Below are 22,831 nucleotides of genomic sequence, written 5' to 3'. Positions count from 1 at the left end.
GCGGCGGGCCTTTTTTTTGGGTTCAGTTTTGCAGGCCGAGGCGAATCAGCTTGCCATCGCCGGTATCGGTCAGGACATAGACGTAGCCATCGGGACCGACCTTCACATCACGAATACGCTCGCCTTCGAAGATTACCTGTTCGTCCTTCAGAGCGGTGCCGTCCACCTTCAGGTTCAGCAGGCGTTGCTGCGCCAGCGCGCCGATAAACACAGACTGCTTCCATGGCGCAAAACGGTCGTGATCGTAAAAGGCCATGCCGCTGATTGCCGGTGAGACTTTCCAGGCGTAAATGGGTTGAGTCAGCCCGGCGCCGTCGGTGCCTTTGGCTTCGGGAATCGGCAACCCGGAGTAATTGATACCATAGGTGGCCAGTGGCCAGCCATAGTTCTTGCCAGGCTCGGGAATATTGACCTCATCTCCACCGCGCGGGCCGTGTTCATTGGTCCACAAGGCGCCGGTCCAGGGATTGAGCGCAGCGCCTTGCTGATTGCGATGTCCGTAAGACCAGATCTCGGGACGCACGCCCTGTTTGCCCACGAATGGATTGTCCTGGGGGATGCGTCCGTCAGGGAACAGCCGCACAATCTTGCCTTGCAACTTGTCCAAATCCTGGGAGGTAGGGCGTTGATCGTTCTCGCCCAGCGCAATGAACATGTAGCCCTTGCGATCGAAGATAATGCGCGAGCCAAAATGATTGCCGACAGACAGCTTGGGTTCCTGGCGGAAAATGACCTGGAAGTTTTCCAGCCTGGTGTTGTCATCGGACAGACGCCCAAAGCCGACGGCCGTGCCCGCTTTACCGTCTTTGCCCTCTTCGGCATAACTCAGATAAATATGGCGCGTTTTGGCAAAATCCGGCGCCAGGACCACATCCAGCAGGCCGCCCTGGCCGCTGGCCCAGACCTTGGGACTGCCGCTGACTACGGCAGGCTTGTCGTTGCCCGGTTTCCAGTAATTGAGACGACCACTGCGCTCGGTAATGAGCATGCCGGCATTGTCTGGCAAGAAGGCCATCGACCAGGGATGCTCCAGCCCTTTAAGAAGCGTCTCGGTGGTGACGTTCCGGGCAACGGGCGCTTTGTCCCCCGGCGACATAGTGGTCGCCTGTGCCTGTGCCGTGGCTACATGAAAGCCGCTGACAATCACGGTTGCCATCAAAATATTGGTAAACGTGCTGCGCGACAGCAGGCGCCTGGCCGGCCGGTATGCGAACGACAAGGGGAGGGATGGTAAGCGCGACGTAGCTGGAACGGCTGGTTTCATACTGAGCTCCTTGACTGGGTGACAATGGGTGTACCGGCGGGCGACTGCCATGCGGCAGCACGATGCCGGCCAGAGGTATGTGACAGACACAGTTTGAAGATGACAACTGGCTGAATGACAATGATGATTAGAATATAAACGAATATGCGTGCAACTGGCAGAAGTTGCTTATGACAATTGAAAATCGATGAGCCGTATGAGGGGGCGGGCGTACACTGACGTTGCGCAGACGATGCAGGGAAAAGCGCGGAATCATGGTTTGCAGGCGCCATCAGTACATGTGAAGCAGGAGAGTCCGAGAGCAAAGTTCGATAGCAAAGAGCGATAGAGAAGGGCGATAGGAAAGCAGGACGTGTCGCAATCGACGAGGGGATCATGCTTCACGCTCGCTGGGGTTGCGCTGCGCGTACCGACAAAGCAGGATTCAACGACAAAGCCGAAGCAGTGGCATGGTTATTGCTATGAGTATATTGACTCGTTCATTAACGTTATTGATTTTTTCGACTCTACGCAGGCAAAGACACGTCATGGAACATTACGCTTTTTCCACCGTCGCCAGACTGGCCAGCCAACTGAGCGGGCAAGGCCTGACGTCGGAGCTGTTGACCACATTTTTTCTCAGGCGAATTGAAAAATACAATCCAATGCTCAATGCCTTTGCGGTCGTGTTCGGCGAACAGGCGATACGGGATGCGAAGGCCTCCGATGCCAGGCGAAAGCGGGCAGGTCGCTGGGGGTGCTTGACGGTATTCCCGTGGCGATCAAGGATCTGATTGATATTGCCGGTGTCGTGACTACCGGGGGATCTGCCGTACACGATGGTCAGGCCAGCAGCAAGACGGCGGCGCTGGTGCAACGGTTGCAGGCGCAGGCGCGATTGTGATCGGCAAAACCCAAACTGTGGAATTTGCCTTCGGCGGCTGGGGCACCAATGCGCATCTGGGAACGCCCCATAACCCCTGGGATGCCAATCGCGCCCATGCGCCGGGCGGCTCTTCCAGTGGTTCAGCGGTCGCCGTGGCTGCCGGCCTGGTGCCCTGCGCCATTGGTACTGATACCGGCGGTTCGGTGCGGATCCCAGCGGCTTTCTGCAGTCTGACCGGGCTGAAAATGACCGCCGGGCAGATGGATATGAGCGGCATTTTGCCCCTGGCGCCTATGCTCGATAGCGTGGGGCCGATTACACATACGGCTGATGACGCCGCCATTTTGTACCGGGCACTTACCTGTGAACCGGGCGAAGTGCTGGATGAGTCGTGTCATCGGCTGCTGGATGATGGTAGCGGTCTGGATGGCATGACACTGGGCGTCATGCCGGATGAGCAATACGATACGGAGGTGCAGCGTTCTGTTCGGCTGGGAGTGCGCGACATGGTGCGCATGGCGGAAATGGCCGGGGCCAATATTGTGCGCGAGCGGCCGCCACTATCGTTTAATACTATTTTCGAGCAGAGCGGGCTGCTGATGGCGGCCTGTGCCTGGCGCTTGCATGGCGCCGTGGTGCAGGACCACAATGCGCCCATGGACCCGTTTGTACGTAGGCGGATGCTGGCCGGCCAGGCGGTTTCACAAACGCAATATGAAGCGCTGCTGGCGGCGCATCAGGCTGCCATGAGCACATGGCAGGCCTGGATGGCGGACAAGGATGCATTCATGATGCCTACCGTGCCGGCGGTCGCGCCGTTACTAACGAACCTGGATGAAGCCGCGAGCCCGGGCTTCTTTACACGTCTTGCCAATTGGACTGGCGGCTGTGCGCTGGCACTGCCGGCCGGCTTTGACCCCGGCAACATGCCGGTAAGTGCGCAGCTTGTGGGCAAACCGCAAGACGAGCGAGGACTGTTGCAGATCGGCAGTGTGATTCAGTCGCTGACTGCCTGGCATTCCTATTCGCCAACCCTCCACGGTTAGGGAGCAGCGGTAATTGGTAGCGGCAATAGTCAATATGTCGTGTTAGCGGCGCCGCGCAATGGCAATGTGAAACGGCAACCGTCGGCCCTACCGATAGCTTTTCAAATGAATGCTGGTTTCGGAGTTGCTGATATTGCGGATCAGGCGGATCCGTTCCAGCGCCTGACCCAGATCGGCCAATGTGCTGGCTTCCAGCTCCGCCAGCAGGTCCCAGCGGCCATTGGTGTCATGCAGGGCCACAATGCAGGGTTCGCCCAGCAGGCTGGCGATCACCTGACGGCTCATGTTCCCTTCAATGGCAATGCTCATCCATGCGCGGATGGTTTGAGTTTGCGTGTCCGGACGCAATTGCACCGTGTAGCCAACGATTACGCTGGCATCTTCCAGCCGCAGCATGCGGTTGCGTATGGTGCCGCGCGACACGCCGAGTTTTTTTGCCAGATCGGCGACCGTATATCGTGCATTTTGGCGTAACAACGAGATAAGTGCCTGGTCAGTTGAGTCCATAATTGCTCATTAAGGTAGTTTGTATTGCCATTATGGCAAAAGAATGGACAAAAGTGTGCAACATTGCCGATATGCTTTGCCACGAGAATGCGGCAAACTTAAGTAACAAAGACACAACCATAAATATAGTGTCGGCGCTGGGCACCCCAGGTTCCGCTAGGCGGTTTTTGAAAACAGCTTGCGGAAAAACTTCATTCGATAGCCACGGCTGTTGGTGACAGGATGAAAGGGTGGGGCGGGTTGCATCAGGGGTGCGCGAGCTTCCCCTTGGCATTGCCCCTTGTGAGTGGCACCGGCAACGCATTAACGGAGATAACCATGAGTCATTTGACACAAACGAATCTGAATACCGGACTGATCCGCCCCCAGGACGTGGCGCGCATCGTGCAGCGGCAAGGCATGAAGCAGACGCTTGACGGCGTAATGAACTATATCCTGTCAGACTATTTGCGCTGGGATGAATTTGACAAGTCATCCCGTGTTGCCAAATATGTGCAGGATGGCGTGATGGAACTGATGCCCATTGCAGACAAACAGAATTATTCTTTCAAGTATGTCAATTGTCATCCACATAACCCTCAGGAAGGCTTGTCCACAGTGCTGGCATTTGGCGCGCTGGTGGACAACAGCACCGGCAAGCCCGAGGTGATTTGTGAATTGACATTGACGACTGCGCTTCGAACTGCAGCCATGTCTGCATTGGCGGCAAAGCACCTGGCGCGCAGCAACAGCCGCCGGATGGCCCTGATCGGCAATGGCTGTCAAAGCGAATTTCAGGCGCTGGCCTTTCATTATCTGCTTGGAATCGAGCACCTGAGCGTTTACGATCTTGATCGTGCTGCATCACAAAAGCTGGCCGATAATCTGCGTCACACCGCTATGACAGTTGACATCGCCGACAGTGTGGCCGACGCCGTTCGGGACGCTGATATTGTGACAACAGTGACCGCCGAGTATTCGCGGGCACATATCCTGACCCCCGAAATGATCAAGCCAGGCATGCATATCAACGCGGTTGGCGGCGATTGCCCGGGCAAGACCGAGCTGCATCCCGACATCCTGCCCCTGACCACCGTGTTTGTCGAATTCGAGCCACAAACCCGGGTGGAAGGTGAATTGCAGAATGTGGCCGCGGACTTTCCTGTCCGGCATTTATGGCAGGTCTTTGGAGGCCAGGCCAAAGGCCGTGAGACTGATACGCAAATCACCCTGTTCGATTCGGTTGGTTTCGCCCTGGAAGACTTTTCGGCGCTGGTCTATATGAGGGATACGGCGCAAAAGCTGGGCCTGATGCAACCTATTTCGCTGGTGCCCGAACTGACCGATCCGAAGGATCTGTTCTCCTATCTGGGTGTCGGCCAGATCCAAAGGGAAGCTGAACCGATTGCGGCATTACCCTGAGTGGGCGGGGCCGGCCTTGCGCCGGCCGCAGAAATGGCCAGACTGCTGCCACTGAACCAAGCTATTGGTATAACAACATGGCATCCGCGTTTTTATCGATTAATTTTCATTATTAAGCCGGTCTGCCAGTCGCGTCATGAGATCCATACGCTCATGAAAAATAGCCACGACCAAAGCGGGGCCGTCTTCACGCGGCAAGCAAAATACATAGTGATGCTCGAAACGAGCCATTCTTAACGCAGGATAAAGTTCGTTCACAACAGTAAATGGACCTTTTCCGGCGGCGAGACTGATAATGCCCTGCTCCAGTTTACCCATATAGCGGCGCACTTGCGTGGCACCCCATTGCTTACGAGTGTATCGGATAATGTCGCGCAAATCAGCTTCGGCCCCCTCTGTAAGAACGTAAGCCCTCAAGTGCGGTCCTCGCCCAGTTCTTCATCAAGGATTTGGCTGATGTTCTTGGCAGATACCTTCCCGGCAAGCCCATCATTGATGCGAGATCCCAGCACGGCCTTTAGTTCCTGCCATGTCTGCTCGGCAGTAGTATCGCCGGGGAACAAGCGTTCAAGGGCGTATTGCTTAATGGTTTTACCTTGCAAGGCGGCCAGCGCCTTCAGGCTTTGGTGTTGCTGGTCAGATAGGTCAATTGTGAGGCGGCTCATAGGGCAGTGCTGGTTTGTTTACACAAACCCACATTAACACATATGTGAGAAATAGGCGATGAAAAACCCCGATCATGGGTATAAGTCATACTCCTGGTGCGTCTGACCTGCTTGTTGCGAAAATGTTGAAACGGTTTTCCGGATGCTTTCCCTGTGTCGGGAGGCAAACTACGGGGCCTTGGTTTCACGTCAAGTGCGCCGTCGCGGTTAGCCAAGAGGGCATCATTGAACCCGAAAGCCGGGTGTGAGGCAGCAATCCATCAAAATCATTTATCAAAGATGCGCCTGCAAATGGCATGAATACGTACAATGGGACCATTGCCATTTCGGTTACGTTGTTCATGCCATTTTCCGTTTCAGATCAGCCGGCGCTGCTGCAACTGTGGTTTGCCGGTCCGGCCTTGCAGGTAGAGTACGACCCGTTGGCGCTGAATCCAGAGGATCGCGCCCGTGAGGCGGCTCGCCTGAGTGCGCGCAAGGCCTACGAATGGCGTGTCAGTCGTTCCTTGCAGCGCCGTCTGCTTGATCCCTATCGGTCATCCAGCCTGTCGCACAGTGCCGGTCACGCCCTGTGGGCGGCATCTTCACAGCATGAGCAGATGGGCGTTGATCTGGAGCGGATACGCGTCATTGATGAGCTGGCCCTGGGCGAGCTTGTCGCCCAGGAGGATGAAATGCGGTTGCTGCGCACACTGCAGGGACAGGACAGGACCCGCTTTTTTTTCCGGCTATGGACACTCAAGGAAGCGCTGGTCAAAGCAGTGGGCGGCGATTTTCCAGCGGACATGCTGCGGGTAGGGATCAGGCCTGGTGCATGCGTCACGCCGGCAACAGGTGGCGTTGCTGCCGCCACAACCGGATCATTGCCCGGGGACGTTGCCCGTGCCTGCAGATGCCACAGCGTAAGGCACATGACGCGCACGATGCATCAGGGGTATCCGCGGCGGGGGCGCAATCCTGGCGTTTGATTGGCCTGGGAGACCGGCAATGGCACGGCTTATCGGCCATGATTGGTGACAATTGGATGATGGCGATGGTGTGGCCTGTTCAGGATCTATGTACGCCAATCAGAATGCTCGCCAGGCAGGCAACGCCGGGCCAGGCGCGTATCCTGCCGCTAGCACAGCCCGTGGTTTTTGGTGTCGGGCCGCAGACCCAGGGCTGATGGCAGCGCTCTGTTGACGCGTCCGTTGTGATAATTCCGGCGTGGTGATTGCTGTTTGCAGCTTGCAGGTTTTGGCCCTTCAGCCTTTCCCTTTGGTCTTTTTAGTCTTGCCTGCGAAATATCAGCGAAGTATTAATGCCGCCGAAAGCAAAGTTATTATTCATCACATATTCGGTATCAATTTCGCGCCAGTCATGCTGCAGGTAGTCCAGTTGCGCGCAGCGTGGATCCACATTGTCCAGATTCAGGGTGGGCACAAACGCACGGTCGTGCATCATGGCAATGGAAAACCAGGATTCCAGTGCGCCGCAGGCGCCAAGGGTGTGGCCCAGGAAACTTTTTTGCGAACTGATGACCGCGCGCTCGCCAAACAATGCTGCCGTAGCATGTGATTCAGCGATATCACCCTGTTCGGTTGCCGTGCCGTGACCGTTAACATAGCCGATTTGTTCGGCGTGTATGCCTGCGTCTTCAATGGCAAGGGTCATGGCCCGGTGCATGGTGTCAGCCTGGGGACGGGTAATATGGGCACCGTCCGAATTGCTGCCGAACCCGACAATTTCTGCGTATATGCGCGCGCCCCGCGCCAGGGCGTGATCGCGCTCTTCCAGGACGAACATGCAGGCGCCTTCGCCAATCACCAGTCCGTCGCGATCCCGGTCGTAGGGGCGTGGTGAGGTGTGCGGCGCGCTGTTACGCTGGCTGGTGGCGTACAGGGAATCGAACACGTAGGCTTCGCTGGGGCACAGTTCTTCACCACCGCCGCCGAGCATCAAGGGAATCAGCCCGTATTTGATGGCTTCGTATGCGTAGCCGATACCCTGGCTGCCCGACGTGCAGGCACTGGAGGTGGGGATGATACGTCCCTTGAGGCCGAAGAAAATACCAATGTTGGCTGCCGTGGTGTGCGGCATCATGCGCACATAGGTGTTGGCATTGACCCCATGCGATTGGCCATGCATGAGCAGTGCCGCCAGGGCCCTGACGTCTTCGGTACTGCCCGTGGACGACCCGCAGGCCACGCCCATGGCGCCGGACTGGATAAGTGGATCGCCCAGCAGGCCGGCGTCGGCCAGGGCGCGTTCGGCGGCGTCCACGCACAACTGCGATACCCTGCCCAGGCTGCGCAACTGCTTGCGTTGCCAGTGCGTTGGGTATTGATAGTTGACAATGGGAGCGGCCAGACGGGTGTTCAGTTCAGTATAACGATCCCATTCGGGCATGGCGCATATCGCGCTGCGTCCCTCGGTAAAGGCTTGCCGGATCTGTGGCCAGCTGTTGCCCAGCGCAGTAACGCCGCCGATGCCCGTTACAACGACACGCTTCATCAGCACAACCCTCCGTTGACCGAAAGCACCTGGCGGGTAATGTATCCCGCTTTTTCGGACATCAGAAAGGTGACGGCCGCAGCCACTTCTTCGGGATTGCCGGCGCGCTGGGCCGGAATCATTTTCAGGATTTCTTCAACAGGCACCTGCTGGTCAAGCATATCCGTATCAATCAGCCCGGGCGCCACGCAATTGACGGTAATGCGACGTTTGGCCAGCTCCACGGCCAGCGCCTTGGCTGCACCGATCAGGCCGGCCTTGGAGGCGCTGTAGTTGACCTGTCCGCGGTTGCCGATAAGCCCCGATACCGAGGCCATGCAGACGATGCGGCCCGGTTTGCGCCGGCGAATCATGGGCATGATCAGTGGGTGCAGCACATTATAAAAGCCGCCCAGGTTGGTATCGAGCACCTGATCCCAGTCTTCATCAGTGAAGGCAGGAAAGGCGTTATCGCGCGTCAGCCCGGCATTCAGCACAACCCCATAGAATGCGTCATGGCTTTCCAGGTATGTTTCCAGCGCCTGCCTGCAGGCCTGGCGATCAGATACGTCGAATTGAAGTATGTCTGCCGCCCGGCCCAGGGCCTGGATTTGTTCGGCGACCTGCTCGGCCTCTTGCCGTCGCTGGCGGCAGTGCAGGGTGATATCGAAGCCTGCCTGCGCCAGATCAAGGGCAATGGCTTTGCCGATACCCCGGCTGGATCCGGTGACAAAAATACGGGAAGCGGTCATGCTATTTGCTCCTGTAAATAGTGTTCAATATCTGGCGGACTAAATACGCTCAGTCTGGCCGTGGCAACCGTTTCTGCGCTGTCGGTGTTTGCGTCGCCAGGTTCATGCAGCAGGGACAGGCGACAGTCGAACACGCCAAAGCCGCTGGCCTCGTCACGCGTTGAGGCCTCGACCTGTACACATAGCAGGCTGCCCTGCGCCACGGTAGGACGCAGGATATCGATCTGGCGGCTGCCGAGCAGAAAGCCCAGCTTCGGTGGCTGGCCGGCATCGTGTGCATGACAGCCGGCCAACGCGGCCACGCCCTGCGCCATGATTTCAATGGCGCACCACATGGGTAACTGCCCGTTCTCATCCAGGAATAGGTGATCGGGTCCAATGCGGGCCAGGGCCTGCAACTGCGAATCGGAGTAGGCGACGATTTCGTCAAGCAGGATCATGCTGCCGGCATGCGGCAGTAACGGCGCAAGATGGCGTATGGGCGTCTGCATTGTCAGCCCTCTCCCAATATCAGAACGGCGTTGTTGCCGCCAAAGGCGAAGGACAGGCTCATGCCGATGCGCGGCTGCTTTTGCCAAATGGACTGGCTGTCTGTCAGCGCAATCGCAGGCAGCGCCGGGTCTGCCTGTCCGTCCCAGTGCTGCGCCGGTAACTGTCCGCCTCTATTGTAGTCGGGGTGGATGACACCCCACAGCAGCGCCGCTTCCAGCGCGCCGGCCGCCCCCAGCGTATGACCGGTGAGCGGTTTGGTGCTGGTGCAGGGAACACCTTCTGGAAAGCAGGTCGCCATGGCCAGGCTTTCCATGCTGTCGTTCAGCTCGGTCGCGGTACCGTGCAGATTGACCCAGCCGATATCGTCTGCCGCGCAGCCGGCCTGCGCCAGCGCCTGGCGGATGGCAAGAATGGCGCCGGTGGCCTTGGGGTCGGGCGAGGACATATGCCAGGCGTCGGCGCTATTGCCATAGCCCAGCAGGGGCAGGCCATCGGCCGCTTGCCGGGTCATCACAAAAAGGGCGGCTGCCTCGCCGATATTGATACCCTCGCGGTTGATCGAAAACGGATTGGCAACGCCGGCAGACAGCGCCTGCAGGGAGTCAAAGCCATTGATTGTGAGGTGGGCCAGAGAATCTACGCCGCCGCAGACTACGGCATCGCACAGGCCGCTGGCCAGCAGGCGATGCGCCGTAATAATGGCGCGGGCGCCGGACGTGCAGGCGGTGGAAATGCTATAGACCGGGCCGCCCAGGCCGAAATGATGAGCCAGGAAATCGGCCGGCGCCGACAGCAGTTGGCGCTCGTGCCGGTACAGGTCTTTGTCCCAGTGCCCGTCGTGGGCAAAGGCAAGAAAGGCCGGGTAGTTATCGTCGACGCCCGTGGTGGTGGTGCCGATAATGACGCCAATCCGTTGTCCGCCATACTGAGTGCGGGCGCGTTCGATGGGCTCCTGTAATTGACTGGCTGCCTGCCACAATAGGCGGTTGTTATGCGTATTGAAATGCGCCGGGGTGCCCACAGGCAGCGGCGGGGGCGCCACCGCCGGGCGACCGGTATAAATGGTCTTGCCGGCAACCCATTGGGTTTCCGGTACCAATGGCGATACGGTGGTGTCGAATAGGGCCTGCATGGTGTCTGCAAAGGTCAGCCCCAATGCGCTGACCGTGGCGGGCGGACTCAGGTAACTTCTCATGATCTTGCTGGCAGAGGGGTCAGATTCCATTGGCTGCGGTCCGGTAGCGTAATACCGGTGGTCGCAGCAGCGGTGGTGTCTGTTGGCTGCTTTCCCGTGGTATTGCGTGCGGACGGCAGTTGCAGCGACCAGAGCATTGTCCCCTGGTCACGGAAGGTATAAACCGGTCCGGTGCTGGCCTCTGTCTTGTTGATGTCAATACCGGGATAGGCGGCAGGCCATTGTGCCTGGGGAACCTGCGCGGCAATAATGGCCTCGAACAGCTGGCGAGCACGCCGATTGGGCGGGGCAAAGCCATCGGTCGTCCATTGGCCGTCGCGCAGCGACAGGCGGGCCAGCGGCGCGCCCAATGCATTGGTCTGAATCCAGCGGCTGGCGCCTGCGGCTTCTGGCTGCACGATCAGCAGGCTATCCTCGGTCTGGCCGGGCGCGGTGACCAGGCTCAGTTTGTAGGATTGCAGCTGTGCGGGTTCGTTGTACGGGCGCGGCAGGATCGATGTGGTGGCGCAACCGGCCAATAGCAGCATCAGCAGCATGCCCAGCCAGGCACCGGCAAGGCTGCGATCAGGTATCCAGTTGTGCTTCACCACATATCTCCGCCAGCGCTTTGAGTCGCCGTTTTGATTTTTCAACATAGGGGTTGCGCGTATCCCACGCATACCCGGCCAGGATGGCGGCAATCATGCGCCGGATATCCTGGTTGATTTGTCTGGAGTATATAACATCCTGAAAACTGCAGTCGTACCAACCGGCAACGTAGGTCCTGAAGGTGTCGATGCCCACGCGCAGAGCGTCGGCAAAGTCGGTTTGCCAGTCTGCTGTCTGGCCGCGCAGGGTTTTGTCTATGAGCGCAGTAGCCAGTTTGGCCGAGTGCATGGCAATGGTGACACCCGAAGAGAAGACCGGGTCAAGAAATTCGGCAGCATTGCCCAGCAGCGCAAAGCGCTGACCATACAGGCTTGTTACATTGGCCGAATAGCCGCGCAGCGGATTGACCGGAGTATCCCATTGGGCGTCGGCCAGCAGCTGGCGCAGGCGTGGTATTTCATTTGTCATGGCCTGCAGGAAGGGCAGCGGCTGCCGTCCGTTCATTGCCAGGTGGCTGGGCTCGCCGACGACGCCGATGGAGCAGCGGCCGTGGCTGAACGGAATCAGCCACATCCAGATGGCACGGTCTTGCGGATGGGTGGCGATGACGATTTTTTCACGGTCGAAGGCCGGATCGCTGATATTGTCCTGGATATGGGTAAACCAGGCTTCGCGCATGGGGAATGTCGACGGTTGTTCCAGATCCAGCAGGCGTGGCAGCACGCGCCCATAGCCGCTGGCGTCAAGCACGAAGCGGGCCTGCAGTGTATAGGACTCATCCTGATCGGTAGAGACCGAGAGCGTGGCGTGTTCTGGCGTGCTTGTCATATGAGTGACGGTATGGCCGAACCAGACTTGTACCCCCTTTTTTTGCGCTTCCTGAATTAGAATCTGGTCAAATTTCGCGCGCTCTACCTGAAAGGTCGTGCCCGGCCCAGCCGTGAACTTGTCACGAAAATCAATCACGCTCTCCCGATCTCCCCAGGTGAAGGCAGCGCCATTTTTGATCTGGAAGCCGCCATCATTGACGGCCTGCAACAAATCGGCTTCCTTGAGGATTTCCATGCAATAGGGCAGCAGCTTTCGCCAATGGAAAACCGCGGGAAATGCTGGCGTTCGAGCACGCACACTTGCCAGCCGCGCTGGCGTAACAGGGCGGCGGCAACCGATCCGGAGGCCCGGCGCCGATGATGGCAACGTCGGTACTGGTGGGTAAGCTGGATGTTTTCATTAATAATGACTCATTCAGGGTTCAGATTCAGGTGTCAGAAATGCGCGCATATACCAGAAAGTATATATGACGTTGCATAGCACTCCCAGCACCACACTCAGGCCGAACGTGGCCACGGCGGGCGTGGAACTGAAGTAGAGCAGGCCAAAGGTAATCATCGTGGTGACCGAGGTCATGAAGATTCCGGCGGCTTTTTCTTCGGCAGGCAACGCAGGCGTATAGGCGTAAACCGCATAGTCGATGCCGATGGCGGTCACCAGCAGCAGCCCGAAAATGCAAAACAGATTCAGGGGCATGCCGATCAGCCCCGACAGGCTCATCACCGTGATCGAGGCCGATAGCGGTACCAGCAATATTCGCAAGGCAGGTCGCGTGCCGAATACACGATACAGGATGAGAAACCCGACGGTATAGGAGAGCAGTTTCAGGATGATGGCTTCCAGGCGGGTCTGGGCAAAGAGGGTATTGATATGACTGCGCTGGTCCACCAGTGTCACACCAGGCATGTTTTGCATGAGCGCCGCCAGCACAGCGGGATCCTGCAGGCCGTTCATGGTGATCATGCTGCTGGGCCGGCCCTGTTCGTCCGGTCCCAGCCATAGGGCGCGCCAGGGTTCGGCCAGGGTGCCGCGCAATGACTGTTCAATGGTCAGCACCGGTTGCGCCTGGCGACGCTTGAGTTCGGCTCGCAAAGCGCTATCGGGTACACCCAGCGCACGCAGCGCGCGCCAGGCCTGGGGCTGCTGCGACAGTGTCGCCAGCGTGGCTTTGAGGGCCTGCTGTTCGCTCGGCGGGTTGATCCACTGACTGATGGCGCGATAGTTGCGCAACTGCCCCTGGGCAATCAGTGCGTCCAGCCTGGCAGACAGGCGCTGTTCGGTTTGCAGCAGGCTTTCCTGGTCTGCGGCCTGCACAATGAAGTACTGGCTGGTGGGTTCGATGCCGGTCAGGCGGCCCACTTCCATGGCCTGGGTGAGCAGCGGTTGCGGCGTGTTTACCCAGTTGCGGATATCGTCCTGCCAGTTGCTCAGATACAGCCCGCTACCGGCCACGGCCAGCAGCAGTATTGCGAGCAAGGGTGTATGCCGGATGCGCTCGCCTGCGCCACGTATACCATGGCGCAGGTTGTCCAGAAGCGGCATCAATCCCGGGGTTGGGCGCGGTCGCCAGTGATTGAACAGGGCCGGCAGCAGCAGACGCGTAAACAGAAAGGTACTGATGACGGCGGCCGACGAGAAGACGGCAGTCTGTTGCAGGATCGGCAGGGGTGTTAGCAGCAGGAACAGGTAACCGGTAACGGTAACGGCCAGACTGATGATAAAGGGACGCGCAACGCGCCTGACGGCTGGCCAGGGCTGCCACCGGGCATCAAGCGTGGCGTGGCTGAGCCAATGCAGCGGAAAATCAACCACCAGCCGACCAGGCTGGTGCCGATAATGAGCGTGAGAATGTGAATGGAGCCCAGCAGGGCAATGCAGGCGGCAAAGCCGGCCAGCAGACCGGCCGCCACCGGCAGCGCCAGCAGCAGAATGCGCGATGAGCGGAACATCAGCAGCAGAAACAGGACGGTTAGTGTACTGCCGGTGATACTCATCCAGGTGCTTTCCTGGCCGCCTTCGGCCTTACCCTGTGCGCTGTAGATCGCGCCACCGGCCATCAATACGCGGACTTCCTGCTGTGCGGCCTGCTGTTGGGTCTGGTCGATGAGCGCCAGTAACTGTTCATCGCGACCACGCTGATCGGTGCCGGTCAGTTGCGCGCGCATCAGATACCAGGTGCGATTGTCGGCCTGCACTTGCATGGTATTGCTTGCAATGTCGTAATGAACGGCAGCGCCTGCCTGCAGCTTGCCTGACAACTGGGCGGCAAACCCCAGCCAGTCCTGATCTGCGGCAATCAGTGTCTGCTCGCCCAGCGGCGACATGATGCGCTGCGCACGCTGGCCAAACCACGCCTGCGGGTCGCGCGCCAATGCTTGCCGCGCCTGCGGTGGCAGGCCCGCCTGGTCCATGCGGCGCAGTTCCTGGCGTAGCTGGTCCAGATCGGTGGCCACATGCAGATCCACACGCTCGAACAAGGCGCTGGCGGACCATTGCTGCGCCTGTTTTTGCGCGGCAGCCAGGGCTCGGGCCGGTTCGGTGGCGCCGGTCAGCACAATAATCTGCCGGTTCAGTGTCTGTCGGATGTTATCCTGCGCCTGGTCTGTATTTCACTCTGCGCGCCATCGGGTGGCAGCAGCGTCAACAGGTCGGTATGCACCGGTTGGCGAAACGCGAGCTGCCAGGCCGCGTACAGCAGCAGCCCCAGCAATCCCAGGATATAAAGCGCTGCCCAGCCTCGTTCAGCGTTCAAGCGCATCTTGATCTGTGGCAGGCAGGGGTTGGTTGATGCGCAGGTTCGAAAACAGGATCTCGGTCCTGTCGCCCTGAGTTTCGGCCAGGGTCACCTGCTCGATGGAGCGCGCGCCTTTGATCGTAATGCGCTGGAAAATCTGTTTCAATACCGCCAATGCCGGGTCCAGCGTCAGGGTCCAGCCTTGGGCATCGCCTTGCAGGCTTTGCGCAAATTGTCCCGACAGGCTGCGGGTGTTGCCCGAAAGCAGATCCATGAATAGCCGAATCTGGGTCTGGCTGCCTGCTCCCTGTTGTTGCAGTGGTTGCCAGCGGCCCGCACCATCCTGGTGCATCATGCCCTCCGGCGTAATACGGATCAGGCTGGCTATCGGACTGCGTGTTTCCCAAAGCAGTCCCTTGTCTGCTGCCATCACGAATCGGCCCTGACTTAGTAGTGGCTGTTCAAGTGATCGCAGGTAACGTTTTTGCTGCACGTGGCCCTGCACCGTCTGATGGGCTGACAGCTGCTTTTGCAAGTCCTGTAGCGAGAAGGCCTGTGCGGCTGTGCAAAGCAGGGTCAGGGCCAGTACGGCAGTCATGTGCGATAGGGACAACAGGGATCTGATGATAGCATAAAAGAAATACTCTCTACAAATTTTCAGGCTTCCGACTGCATCGCCCGGCGGATGATGTCCTGCCAGTCTTGCGGGGTGTCAAATTGCATTTCGCGATTCTCCAGCAATACGGCCACCTGAGTGGTTTCGGCCTGTGTCAGACGCTCGCCCGAGGCCGCGTCGGTAATGACATACACGATGCGCAAGCGCGACTCCCATTCGCGAATGTGGGCGTCAACCAACACCTGTTGGCCAAAGACAGCGGGGCGTACATACTTCAGTTGCATGGTCACGATCGGCCAGACATAGCCGGCGGCACGCATGGCGTCGTAGTTGTAGCCCAACTTGTCGAGCAGGGCGCAGCGGGCGATTTCCAGATATTTCACATAATGGCCATGCCAGACGATATGCATCGCATCAACGTCAAAAAACGGAATCGTCATGGGCACGCAAATACTCAGGCCCGGATGCTTAGTCATTGTGCTTCCAGAAATCATAGAAATTGAACCACTGCAGCGGCGCTTTCATGCAGACCTGTTCCAGGCGCTGGGCGTAACGCTGCACCCATGATTGAATCACTTCATCGCGATCCTGGCGTGTCCATTGAATGCGATCGCTCATGCGCTCGATGTGCAAGATGTAGCGGCCTTGCTGACGCGTGCAGAACAATGTATTGACGCTGGCCTTGAGCAGGCCTGCCATCAGCCAGGGACCCTGTGGAAAGGCAACCGTGTCGCCCAGGAACGAGACCGGAACCACCTTTTCGCCACGCACCGGCTCGCGGTCTGCCGCAATGGCGATCCATTCCCCGTTGTCCACCCGTTGTTGCAGCATCATCATGGTGTCGATGTCCAGCTCGGTCACTTGCAGCAGGCGGATGTCGTTATCGGCCCCCAGGTCTGCCATGACTTCGTTATACCGTTGAGCATGCTTGCTGTGAATCAGGATATTGAGCACCAGCCCCTTATGATGAGATACCAGTGCACGGCTGATTTCTGTGTTGCCAGGTGCGAGCAGATCAGTATCTGCCCGCGCCCCTGCGCGTAGAGCATTTCCCTGTGAATGCCTTCAGGGTCTTCAATGACGATATGTTCGTAGCGCAGGCGTTGCTGCCAGACGGCAAAGCGATCGACCAGCGCCTGTCCGAAAGCGACAAATTGCCGGTAAACCGGGGCAAAAGCGGGCAGCAAATCGGATCTGCCGGACCAAGACCGTAAATGCTGCTGGTAATCACGAATATTGCGGCGCTCGGCGGGAGATGTCATAAAGAAGTACAGCACAACGATACGCGACAGAATAGCCAGCAGCCACATGGGGCAGTACCGGATCAGCCGGGCAACCAGCCTGAGCGCAAAGAGATTGCCTCGTTCCTGCTTGGCGGCCCAGTGTTCGCTCATGATTCACCTTTGGAAAAGGCGCGTCGCAACAGCGAGGGCAGAAACGGCAGCATATGCAGGCAACTGCGGGTATGCATGCGCGTAATAAGTACATTGTCGCGCACCATGCGATAGTGCGAGATGCCGTCGGCCGCATAGGAGACGCGGGTTGGGATCCAGCGCAGCGGTGTTTGACGCCAGTACAGGTGCATCAGGATTTCCGGATCAAAATCCATCCAGTTGCCCAGGTAGGGGGTGTCGCTGACGAACCGGACCGCAGCCAGCGGATACAGTCGGAAGCCGCAAAGGGCATCTGGAATGGAACGCGACAGGGTCTGCAGATGTACCCAGAACAGGGTCACCTTGCGGCCGTGCAGTCGCGCTGGGGGGATATCATTGCCATACACCGGCTGCCCGCATATGGCGGCGTCGGGATGTTGTTCCGATAGCGCCAGAAAGGCGGGGATGTCATCCAGATTATGCTGGCCGTCCGCATCTACTTGCAGTGCATGGGTGTAGCCCATTGCATCGGCCAGTCTGAAACCGGTCTTGACGGCGCTGCCCTTACCCCCATTGGCCGGCTGGTGATGGACATGTACTTGCGGCTCGGCTTTGAGCGCGTCCAGTACGCGTTGCGAGGGCGCATCGGAGCCGTCATCAATGATGAGCACCGGCAATCCGTGGCCACGCAACTGCCCGACCACCGATTCGATGGTGTCCGGGTGGTTGTAGAAGGGGATCAGGGCAATCGTGCGATTCATAAGTATTTACCGTAGCACGTCTGTACTGGCTGTTTTTCGTGTTGTCATGGCAGCGGTTCCAAAGATAGGCACGGGATCAGGCAGAATCGGCAAATGCAATGCGTCCCGACGCGGTCATGGCCGCACCGGTGCGCACGGTGAAATAAAGTTTACGCTTGTCATTATCCCATTTTAACGTCATTGTGCAGGGATCGGCGGGGCGTAAAAAATGCTGAAATTTCAGATTCTCAATGCGCTGGGTTTCGCCGCGGCACAGTTTGCGGGCGCGGGCCTGCTCCAGTGCCCAGCCCAGTTGCACCACACCGGGAACTAGCGGAAACGACGGAAAATGTCCCTGGAAATAGACCAGATCCATGGGAATGCGGGCGCTCAGGCTCCATTCGGTGTTTGGCGCTGTTGGTAAGCGGCGCTCCGATGGGTTTTCTGATGGCTTGGCCGATGCGTCGGCTGCACTGCGTTCCCACAGGGGGCCGCGTACCGGCTGTGTAAAGCAATCATGGACCTGCTGCCGGGTGATCTTCGATTGCGCATTGCGCGGCAAGGCCAGCGGAAACCGCCAGTGGCGTGGCACGGCCAGAGGATCTACCGCCTTGCGCACCAGGGCGGAAACTGACTGAATCACATAACGCCGCCCGTGCTGCCGAAAGGCCGCGATGCCCTCGGCCGAGAGTTCGACCATCGCGCATAGCCGGCCGGCCAGCGGACTGGGGGCGCAATGAATGTCGCTGACATAGAGATGGGCCAGGGCGGCCTGCTCCACACGGTTCAGGGAAATGCGCTTGTCTTCCAGCTTCAGAATGCGGTCGGCGCGGCCCAGCAGCGTGAAGCTGTGTTCGTCGCTGCGACTGATGACATCGGCCGTTTGCTCGGTGCCGTCGGTCCATGGTGAGCAAACAGCAAGCCGGTTTTCGCTATCTGTTTGCAGCCGGACACCGGGCAATGGCGTCCAGCCAGATTGCTCGTGTCTTGTGGCAATCACGCCGGTTTCGGTACTGCCGTAAATCTCATGCAGCGGCCATTGACACTGCAGCAAGCGCTTGCGGGTTGTCTCTGCCAGCACGCCTCCGGCTGACACCACGCGGGACAGGCGCGGCAGTATTGCGGACCAGGGCAGGCTGTCGGGCAGTCGCTGCAACAAGGCAGGGCTGGTGATCCAGATGCATTGCTCGTACATCTGCGTCTGCTCGGCCAGCGTTTCGGGGTAGCGCGATGGGATTCGGTCCAGCACCAGGCCGGCATGCAAAGGCACCATGACCCGGAATGTCAGGCCGTACATATGCTGGTGGCTGACGCTGGCGATCAGCGTGGCCGGCAGCGCATGCAGCGACCAGGCACGAATCAGGGTAAGCGCTTCGGCGTGCAATTGGGCAAAGCGCTTGCGGATCACTCGGGGGGCGCCGCTGGAGCCCGAGGTACGCAAAAAGGCGCAGGCATCGGCTGGCAGTGGCAAAAACAGCCCATCTGCATGTTCCTGGAACACATCGGGGGCCGTATCAGGGGTGGCCGGTGCCAGGGCGTCCAGTCGCAATACCGGCATAGTCGCATCGGGTAGCGCCTGATCGCTGATCCACAAGGTAGCCTCAGCCTGTGCCCAGGCACGGGTATCGTCCAGTAGATCGGGCGCCAGCAACACCTGAACGCCTGCGGCCCAGCAACCAAGCAGGGCACAACTGAACAGGGCGGTGTCCTCGAACCACAGGGCGGCATGCGTGCAACCGCGGGTCTGCAACTGCCGTTGCAATTGACTGACAATGGCCTGGAAGTGGGAGCGGCGCATGGCCGGGCGCGTTGCGACCAGCGAATCGGCATGGGGGAAAGGCAACAGGATGCCGTCGGTAGCCTCGTTCATACTGAATGCTTCCGTTTGTAATGTCGACGGTAAAGCCATTCCCCGGCAAACAGCAGTCCCATCAATACATAGGAAATAAAACCGGTATAAAGCGACCAGGCGTGGAAGTAGCCTGATTGCCACAATAGATAAGTGGTGCTGCCGTTCAGGATGAAAAAGGCGATCCAGATCTTTGTCACCGTTCGGGTGTATGGGACGGCCGATTGGGGCAGGTTAGGTTCCTGGCTGCGTGCGATGCGTTCGACGACACTCATGGAGGTAAACAGCTGCCGGCAAAGACCACCAGCAGCACCAGATTGATGACGACCGGGTAAAAATAAAGGAAACCCGATTTGTCGGTCAACTGAAACAACACGACGCAGACCAGCAGCGCCACGGCGACGATCTGCTGCCAGCGCTGGCGGCTTAGCAAGCTTTTCACGCCCCAGAGCAGCAACAGCCCGGCAGTAATCCACAGCGCCCCGATTCGTTCCTTGCCGTAATAGACTAAAAACGGATAGGCGGCCAAAGTCAATACCACCAGCAGATTGAACAGGCGCAGCGCACTGCGCGGCAATCGGAACAACACCGGCCCGCTACCTTTATGCAGGAGCAAGTTTACGAATTACGGCATCAACGACATCCTGCACTGTGCGCACGCTGCGGAAATCTTCTGCCAGCAGCTTGTGGCCGGTGACGCGTTTGATATGGTCTATCAGATCGATGGCGTCGATGCTGTCGATATTCAGATCAGTGTACAGATCGGCATCAGGCCGGATACGCTCGGGTTCAATTTCAAACAGCTCTACCAGTGCAGTCTTGAGCGTCTGATAAATATGGTCTGATGGATTCATGGTAGCCCTCAGGTATGTGGATTGTTTTTCAGTTCATTGACAAACGCAGCAAGTGTATTGATATCTGTGAAATGTTCCCGCAAATTCTGTGTCTTGGTGTTGAACTGGATGCCAAAGTGCTTTTGCAGCGCCAGCCCCAGTTCCAGAGCGTCGACCGAATCAAGGCCAAGCCCCTCGCCGAACAGGGGGGCGGCGTCATCTATATCTTCCGGCGCAATGTCTTCGAGTCCAAGGCTGGAGATAATTAATTCTTTGATTTCCAGATTGAGCGCTGTGGTCATTTCTGTAGTTCTCGTTCAAAATAAGTCTGTAGATGGGCATTCAGTTGTCGGGTTGCCGCTGGCATATGCTTTCCCGACTTCCAGTGGGCCGGATCAATATCATCACCGATGATGAATTCATAATTAACTTTTTCATGCGGGATGTGATACCACGGCTGATTCCGTTTAAAGCAACGGGGGCGCATGCGGATTATAACAGGGGTGATCACCGCAGCGCCGCGCAGGGCGATGGCGCAGGCGCCGCGGTGAAAGCGGATAACATCGTCCTCGCCGGTACGCGTGCCTTCGGGAAATATAAGGACAGACTGCCCGCTGTGCAAGGCGGCGACGGCCCGGTCAATGACATCGGGCGACCCATCGTTGGGAATGAAGCCGCAGGCGCGGATGGCGCTGTTCAGGAAGGGGTTGTCCAGCAGGCTTTGCTTGACGATGCAATTGGACTGCCTGGCATGCGCAAGCATGAAGACCACATCCAGCAGCGAGGGATGGTTGGCAATAATGACTTGTCCGGGGCGGCCCAGCCGGTCCTGGTTGGGGAAGCGGTAGTTGAATCCGCCAATGAGCCGGATGTATCGCAGAAACTGGCGCCACAAAAATTGAATGATGCTGCGAGCCCGCTTCTGGTTTGCCGGCAGGGAGGGGTTCAGCAGCCTGCTGGTGAAGGGCAGCAGCACTATTTTGAGGATGATGCCGAACAGACCAAAGACGACATAGCCGCTGGCGATGGCCAGCCAGCGCCATTTGTGCCAAAGATATGTGCTGACCCGGTTCATGTCTGGCGTGTCCATGTCCAGCGGGCAGGCGGCTGGTTCGTAAGCGTTGCCCATTGGGTATGGCCGCCAAGCAGTCGTGCGCACACCCCTGCGCTACCATCTTCGTTTAGCGGGGCACTGCTGTTGGTGTCCAGGCATAGACGCCAATCTGTCCCCTTATGTACGAGCAGGGCACAGGCCAGTGCAAACGGCCCCCGATCTATGTCGACATCGTATTGGGCGTCCAGCGGATCGTTGGCGTAGAGGACCAGCGCCCGCTCGGAGCCATCCTGCAGCATCAGCCAGGCATCCAGCATGGCGTTTTCCAGGCCGTTGCTGTTGGCTGAAATGGCCGACTGTTCGGCGTAATTGCATGATGGATGGCCAGCTGGCCGGCAATGGCATTATGTACCGACAAGCCGAACGAGGTAGGGGAAACGCCATTGCCTTTGGCCAGTTCAATCAGTAACTGAAAACTGCGGTTGATTTCCCCATTGCGGGATGAAAATACCACAGGGCATTGCGGATGTTGCTTCAGAATGGGCCAGGCTGCCGCAAAGACCAGCCGGGACAGCGCGCTTAAGCGGCGGCGTTGCATGGCCGGCAAAAAATCAAGTACCGGCGGCTCTTGCGGGTTCTGTGCCCGGCTATGCTCTTTTTCCTGCGCATCGCCTGCCTGCAGCCACCGTATCCACTGCGATGCAGTGGACAAACCCGGAGCAAGCGCGATCTGTTCGGAAATGGTCAATTCAAAGGCGAGCATGTGAAGTTAGTGGTCTCAGAGTATCGGCTGAACGAAAAATTATTATAATATGTTTCTTGATGTTACAATAGTTAACATATTTTGGCTTGGAAACGTAAACCCACGGTATGGCCGCGGTCGGACAACCCTGTCCCGGCCGTTCGACCTTCTGGTTCATATACAGTGGCCCCAGCTTATCGGGGGATTCAGAAATATAGTACACATTTGGCTGCTTGCGGCGTTGTGCTGTCTGCATATGTCGCAGTTGAATTCAGATCGTTTCAGGGCGGCCAGGGGTTGTTACATCCTGCCTGACGGCAGTGTAGTGGTTTCTAATATTTTGCTCAGGAGAAATGCAATGCCAGGTAAAATTTCCATCGTATGTCTGACCGCCCTTCTGGCAGCGGCAAGTGTGACGAGTATGCAGGCGCATGCCCGTGATACGCGCTATGACCTGCCGATCGCCCAGGCGCTGGCCGCCCCGGAAGCGGCGAACATCGTGGATCCGTCCATCAAAATGACATTCGGACGCAGCGGGCCGGGGCAGGTAATCCAGGCCGATGCCGTTACCAACAAGAAAACCAGCCGGGTCGGCAAGGGAAGCGATGAAAAAGCCTGCGCCTGGGCTTTTTTGTCTGCCTATAAGCAACTGCAGCAGCGGGCCAGGGAGCTGGGCGGCACAGGCGTGAGCAATATCGTCAGTTATTACAAAAAGAACGTGAATTCGAGCACGGTCAATTATGAGTGTCATGCCGGCGCCTTCGTGACGGGCGTGGCCCTCAGGGGGGATATCGTCCGCTGAGCGCCACGTG

Annotated in this window: 27 protein-coding genes and 3 pseudogenes; 6 read left to right on the top strand and 24 right to left on the bottom strand. The window is 58.3% G+C overall.

Annotated elements, in window-relative coordinates; genetic code table 11:
- Positions 1 to 22 precede the first annotated feature (22 nt).
- Positions 23 to 1,156, bottom strand: a complete 1,134-nt coding sequence (locus tag TKWG_RS20295; RefSeq protein WP_041710514.1) for a PQQ-dependent sugar dehydrogenase — start codon at positions 1,154 to 1,156, stop codon at positions 23 to 25.
- A gap of 635 nt (positions 1,157 to 1,791) precedes the next feature.
- Between TKWG_RS20295 and TKWG_RS27430 the strand changes: the two genes are divergently transcribed.
- Complete coding sequence (locus tag TKWG_RS27430; RefSeq protein ID WP_050981687.1) at positions 1,792 to 2,037, top strand: amidase family protein; 246 nt, start codon at positions 1,792 to 1,794, stop codon at positions 2,035 to 2,037.
- A pseudogene (locus tag TKWG_RS20290) lies at positions 2,001 to 3,175 on the top strand (amidase). The gene TKWG_RS27430 and the pseudogene TKWG_RS20290 overlap by 37 nt, the downstream one beginning before the upstream one ends.
- 87 nt (positions 3,176 to 3,262) lie before the next feature.
- Here the strand turns inward: TKWG_RS20290 and TKWG_RS20285 are convergent.
- Positions 3,263 to 3,682 (bottom strand): Lrp/AsnC family transcriptional regulator, encoded by a 420-nt coding sequence (locus tag TKWG_RS20285; protein WP_014752657.1) that lies wholly within the window; start codon positions 3,680 to 3,682, stop codon positions 3,263 to 3,265.
- Between the two features lie 318 nt (positions 3,683 to 4,000).
- Here TKWG_RS20285 and TKWG_RS20280 point away from each other — a divergent pair, with 318 nt between their 5' ends.
- Positions 4,001 to 5,083, top strand: a complete 1,083-nt coding sequence (locus TKWG_RS20280) for an ornithine cyclodeaminase (protein ID WP_014752656.1) — start codon at positions 4,001 to 4,003, stop codon at positions 5,081 to 5,083.
- Positions 5,084 to 5,182: 99 nt separating this feature from the next.
- Here the strand turns inward: TKWG_RS20280 and TKWG_RS20275 are convergent, their stop codons facing one another.
- Together TKWG_RS20275 and TKWG_RS20270 are read right to left on the bottom strand one after the other, a co-directional pair.
- Positions 5,183 to 5,500, bottom strand: a complete 318-nt coding sequence (locus TKWG_RS20275; RefSeq protein ID WP_014752655.1) for a type II toxin-antitoxin system RelE/ParE family toxin — start codon at positions 5,498 to 5,500, stop codon at positions 5,183 to 5,185.
- The gene (locus TKWG_RS20270; RefSeq protein WP_014752654.1) at positions 5,497 to 5,748 is read right to left on the bottom strand and encodes an antitoxin; all 252 of its coding nucleotides are present in this window, start codon (positions 5,746 to 5,748) and stop codon (positions 5,497 to 5,499) included. Before TKWG_RS20270 ends, TKWG_RS20275 begins: the two co-directional genes overlap by 4 nt.
- A 296-nt stretch (positions 5,749 to 6,044) precedes the next feature.
- Between TKWG_RS20270 and TKWG_RS22085 the strand changes: the two genes are divergently transcribed.
- Together TKWG_RS22085 and TKWG_RS23770 are read left to right on the top strand one after the other, a co-directional pair.
- The gene (locus TKWG_RS22085) at positions 6,045 to 6,716 is read left to right on the top strand and encodes a 4'-phosphopantetheinyl transferase family protein (protein ID WP_014752653.1); all 672 of its coding nucleotides are present in this window, start codon (positions 6,045 to 6,047) and stop codon (positions 6,714 to 6,716) included.
- A 38-nt stretch (positions 6,717 to 6,754) separates the two neighbouring features.
- Complete coding sequence (locus TKWG_RS23770; RefSeq protein WP_171815200.1) at positions 6,755 to 6,913, top strand: hypothetical protein; 159 nt, start codon at positions 6,755 to 6,757, stop codon at positions 6,911 to 6,913.
- Positions 6,914 to 7,014: 101 nt separating this feature from the next.
- On the opposite strand, the gene TKWG_RS20255 is transcribed toward TKWG_RS23770, so the two are convergent.
- The 20 genes and pseudogenes from TKWG_RS20255 to TKWG_RS25615 all read right to left on the bottom strand — a co-directional run bounded on the left by TKWG_RS20255 (position 7,015) and on the right by TKWG_RS25615 (position 21,875).
- Positions 7,015 to 8,241, bottom strand: coding sequence for a beta-ketoacyl-ACP synthase (locus tag TKWG_RS20255; protein ID WP_014752651.1), 1,227 nt, complete (start codon positions 8,239 to 8,241; stop codon positions 7,015 to 7,017).
- Entirely contained in the window at positions 8,241 to 8,972 is a 732-nt protein-coding gene (fabG, locus tag TKWG_RS20250) for a 3-oxoacyl-ACP reductase FabG (RefSeq protein WP_014752650.1), read from the bottom strand. The genes TKWG_RS20255 and fabG overlap by 1 nt, the downstream gene beginning before the upstream one ends.
- Complete coding sequence (locus TKWG_RS20245; RefSeq protein ID WP_014752649.1) at positions 8,969 to 9,463, bottom strand: ApeP family dehydratase; 495 nt, start codon at positions 9,461 to 9,463, stop codon at positions 8,969 to 8,971. The genes fabG and TKWG_RS20245 overlap by 4 nt, the downstream gene beginning before the upstream one ends.
- Before the next feature lie 2 nt (positions 9,464 to 9,465).
- Entirely contained in the window at positions 9,466 to 10,689 is a 1,224-nt protein-coding gene (locus tag TKWG_RS20240; protein WP_238534262.1) for a beta-ketoacyl-ACP synthase, read from the bottom strand.
- Positions 10,656 to 11,249, bottom strand: coding sequence for a DUF3261 domain-containing protein (locus TKWG_RS22080; RefSeq protein WP_014752647.1), 594 nt, complete (start codon positions 11,247 to 11,249; stop codon positions 10,656 to 10,658). Before TKWG_RS22080 ends, TKWG_RS20240 begins: the two co-directional genes overlap by 34 nt.
- A pseudogene (locus TKWG_RS20230) lies at positions 11,224 to 12,478 on the bottom strand (NAD(P)/FAD-dependent oxidoreductase). Before TKWG_RS20230 ends, TKWG_RS22080 begins: the two are co-directional and overlap by 26 nt.
- Before the next feature lie 14 nt (positions 12,479 to 12,492).
- Positions 12,493 to 13,890: an MMPL family transporter gene (locus tag TKWG_RS23765; protein ID WP_171815199.1), complete on the bottom strand. Its 1,398-nt coding sequence runs from the start codon at positions 13,888 to 13,890 to the stop codon at positions 12,493 to 12,495.
- A gap of 757 nt (positions 13,891 to 14,647) precedes the next feature.
- A complete protein-coding gene (locus TKWG_RS20220) occupies positions 14,648 to 14,830 on the bottom strand; it encodes a hypothetical protein (RefSeq protein WP_014752642.1) in 183 nt (60 codons plus the stop codon).
- Positions 14,820 to 15,410 (bottom strand): outer membrane lipoprotein carrier protein LolA, encoded by a 591-nt coding sequence (locus TKWG_RS20215; RefSeq protein WP_014752641.1) that lies wholly within the window; start codon positions 15,408 to 15,410, stop codon positions 14,820 to 14,822. Before TKWG_RS20215 ends, TKWG_RS20220 begins: the two co-directional genes overlap by 11 nt.
- A 59-nt stretch (positions 15,411 to 15,469) precedes the next feature.
- On the bottom strand, positions 15,470 to 15,904 hold the full coding sequence (locus TKWG_RS20210) for an acyl-CoA thioesterase (RefSeq protein WP_014752640.1): 435 nt from the start codon (positions 15,902 to 15,904) through the stop codon (positions 15,470 to 15,472).
- The gene (locus tag TKWG_RS24200; RefSeq protein WP_014752639.1) at positions 15,897 to 16,382 is read right to left on the bottom strand and encodes an LpxL/LpxP family acyltransferase; all 486 of its coding nucleotides are present in this window, start codon (positions 16,380 to 16,382) and stop codon (positions 15,897 to 15,899) included. The genes TKWG_RS20210 and TKWG_RS24200 overlap by 8 nt, the downstream gene beginning before the upstream one ends.
- The gene (locus TKWG_RS24195) at positions 16,367 to 16,822 is read right to left on the bottom strand and encodes a family 2 glycosyl transferase (RefSeq protein ID WP_014752638.1); all 456 of its coding nucleotides are present in this window, start codon (positions 16,820 to 16,822) and stop codon (positions 16,367 to 16,369) included. The genes TKWG_RS24200 and TKWG_RS24195 overlap by 16 nt, the downstream gene beginning before the upstream one ends.
- Positions 16,819 to 17,562: a glycosyltransferase family 2 protein gene (locus TKWG_RS20200; RefSeq protein WP_014752637.1), complete on the bottom strand. Its 744-nt coding sequence runs from the start codon at positions 17,560 to 17,562 to the stop codon at positions 16,819 to 16,821. The genes TKWG_RS24195 and TKWG_RS20200 overlap by 4 nt, the downstream gene beginning before the upstream one ends.
- Positions 17,563 to 17,638: 76 nt before the next feature.
- On the bottom strand, positions 17,639 to 19,411 hold the full coding sequence (locus TKWG_RS20195) for an AMP-binding protein (protein WP_014752636.1): 1,773 nt from the start codon (positions 19,409 to 19,411) through the stop codon (positions 17,639 to 17,641).
- Positions 19,408 to 19,665, bottom strand: a complete 258-nt coding sequence (locus TKWG_RS22060) for a COG4648 family protein (protein WP_014752635.1) — start codon at positions 19,663 to 19,665, stop codon at positions 19,408 to 19,410. Before TKWG_RS22060 ends, TKWG_RS20195 begins: the two co-directional genes overlap by 4 nt.
- Positions 19,662 to 19,967 (bottom strand): hypothetical protein, encoded by a 306-nt coding sequence (locus tag TKWG_RS23760; protein WP_171815198.1) that lies wholly within the window; start codon positions 19,965 to 19,967, stop codon positions 19,662 to 19,664. The genes TKWG_RS22060 and TKWG_RS23760 overlap by 4 nt, the downstream gene beginning before the upstream one ends.
- A gap of 25 nt (positions 19,968 to 19,992) precedes the next feature.
- Positions 19,993 to 20,244, bottom strand: coding sequence for an acyl carrier protein (locus TKWG_RS20185; protein ID WP_014752633.1), 252 nt, complete (start codon positions 20,242 to 20,244; stop codon positions 19,993 to 19,995).
- 8 nt (positions 20,245 to 20,252) lie between these two features.
- Positions 20,253 to 20,525, bottom strand: a complete 273-nt coding sequence (locus TKWG_RS20180) for a phosphopantetheine-binding protein (RefSeq protein WP_014752632.1) — start codon at positions 20,523 to 20,525, stop codon at positions 20,253 to 20,255.
- On the bottom strand, positions 20,522 to 21,352 hold the full coding sequence (locus TKWG_RS20175; RefSeq protein WP_202947743.1) for a lysophospholipid acyltransferase family protein: 831 nt from the start codon (positions 21,350 to 21,352) through the stop codon (positions 20,522 to 20,524). Before TKWG_RS20175 ends, TKWG_RS20180 begins: the two co-directional genes overlap by 4 nt.
- A pseudogene (locus TKWG_RS25615) lies at positions 21,295 to 21,875 on the bottom strand (beta-ketoacyl synthase chain length factor). The gene TKWG_RS20175 and the pseudogene TKWG_RS25615 overlap by 58 nt, the downstream one beginning before the upstream one ends.
- Before the next feature lie 502 nt (positions 21,876 to 22,377).
- Between TKWG_RS25615 and TKWG_RS20165 the strand changes: the two are divergent.
- Positions 22,378 to 22,821, top strand: coding sequence for a hypothetical protein (locus tag TKWG_RS20165; RefSeq protein ID WP_014752628.1), 444 nt, complete (start codon positions 22,378 to 22,380; stop codon positions 22,819 to 22,821).
- Positions 22,822 to 22,831 lie beyond the last annotated feature (10 nt).

This window comes from Advenella kashmirensis WT001, assembly GCF_000219915.2.
GTDB lineage: Bacteria > Pseudomonadota > Gammaproteobacteria > Burkholderiales > Burkholderiaceae_B > Advenella > Advenella kashmirensis.
This window is presented reverse-complemented; position numbering and strand designations above follow the sequence as displayed.